The sequence below is a fragment of the Seonamhaeicola marinus genome, from assembly GCF_008085455.1.
Genome location: NZ_VSDQ01000238.1, coordinates 1 through 209, shown reverse-complemented (window position 1 = coordinate 209; position 209 = coordinate 1). Strand labels below are relative to the sequence as shown.

The 209-nt window shown below is 34.0% G+C and carries 1 protein-coding gene; it reads left to right on the top strand.

From position 1 onward, the window contains the following. Positions 1-38 precede the first annotated feature (38 nt). Positions 39-209, top strand: a 171-nt coding sequence (locus tag FUA24_RS03210) for a DUF4113 domain-containing protein (RefSeq protein WP_317131924.1), incomplete at its 3' end; no start/stop codon positions are given.

Genomic DNA, 209 nt, shown 5'->3' with positions numbered 1-209 from the left:
TATCAGGCTTAGTGCCAACCAATAATTTTCAGCTTAATATGTTTAAAAAAGAAAACCCCAAGCACCAACCTCTCATGCAATCAATAGATAAGCTAAACAACAAATACGGACACTATAAAATAAAATTAGCTAGCCAAGATTTAAAACGCACCTGGAAAATGCGGCAAGAACACCTTTCACCCAAATACACAACCAATATAAAAGATATT